Here is a 1,210-nt window from a genome sequence, read left to right as displayed (position 1 = left end):
TGGAACTGCTCGCCGGCCTCTGCCTCGACTTCCTGAAAACAAACTCTGTCTGGCGGACGGGGTTTATGGAGCGCTTACGTTTATTCAACCATATTCACTAGCTTTTCGCAGCGGTCCACACACTCAAACCAAGGTTGTCCAGACCAGTCACCAGAACCAACTTCTCTAAACCAGGAAACCTTATCCGATGCAAACAAGTGGCGTTTTGGGTTCCTCAAAGGTTGCCACCCATATGCTTCCCCATTAGGACGCAAATATATATACATATTGCTGCGCTCCCCATTTCCCTTTGGACCACAGAGCCTTTCCGCTGCCTGCAAGTCTTTCTTTGACGTAGGGGGTAAATCTGGCCATGCAGCATTACGCTGCGCCAGGCTGATTAGAGTACGAGATTTTATATAAACACAGTACTCAAAATCATAATCCTTAGAATAAGCCAAATACTTTCCATTGAAAGCGTGAGTAATCTCCCAGCGATCAGATGGCTTCAGTGGAGGCCTCTTTTCCCCCACCTTTGCCATAGAGGAATCAGGATCCATTGGCGCATCGCGCTCCTGACGTATGGCAAAAACAGGGTAATCCAACGGGTCAACCCGTAGATATTTGTCATTCAGGGCGAAGCTGTCTCTCTCAGTCTCATAGACATGATAAGCAGCTTCAGGCACACATCCCATCACCGCCAAAATTAATAGAGCACCACTAATCTTTAATATATCTTTTGTAGTTTTCAAATCCATGTTCCCAAGGCTTGAGCGGGACGACTTCAGCATCCCAGTTTAATAATTTCCCTGCCCAGCCACCATTGACCAAGTCCCATGATCCAATCATAACCCCCGCATTAGGAGGAGCTACTGCTCCGAACGGGATGGAGTATAAGTAAACTTGATCGGTCAACCCATTGCTGCCTAGATAAATATTGGTCAAAGTTCCCAAAGAATGCCCCGTCGATAGCGCGTTTTCTGTACCAAGCGCTGACAAATAGTCCCGAACCGAAGCATCGGGTAACCCCTGATAACCCAAGGCAATATCCATAACATCGAAGGGCAGCCCTATCATTATATTTCCCCTGTTCCCTCCCCCTCTAACTCCATCATTTTTGGTTTTAGAGAAGCTCTCATCTTCACGTACAAACCTTGACCCAACACTCTCCCACTTATTTCCCGCGATCGACCCGGCCATCAGCAGCCAATTCAATTCCTCGGGTTTCAAG

At 47.6% G+C, this 1,210-nt stretch carries 2 protein-coding genes; both read right to left on the bottom strand.

Annotated elements, in window-relative coordinates; genetic code table 11:
• Positions 1 to 80 precede the first annotated feature (80 nt).
• A complete protein-coding gene (locus ACFOMF_RS06870; RefSeq protein WP_386362760.1) occupies positions 81 to 731 on the bottom strand; it encodes a hypothetical protein in 651 nt (216 codons plus the stop codon).
• A partial coding sequence (locus ACFOMF_RS06865) for a hypothetical protein (RefSeq protein WP_386362757.1) occupies positions 700 to 1,210 on the bottom strand: 511 nt, incomplete at its 5' end. The genes ACFOMF_RS06870 and ACFOMF_RS06865, both read right to left, overlap by 32 nt.

It is taken from the genome of Stutzerimonas tarimensis (assembly GCF_042648805.1).
Lineage (GTDB): Bacteria > Pseudomonadota > Gammaproteobacteria > Pseudomonadales > Pseudomonadaceae > Azomonas > Azomonas tarimensis.
The sequence above is the reverse complement of the archived record's forward strand: the minus strand, read 5'-3'. Positions and strand labels throughout refer to the sequence as shown.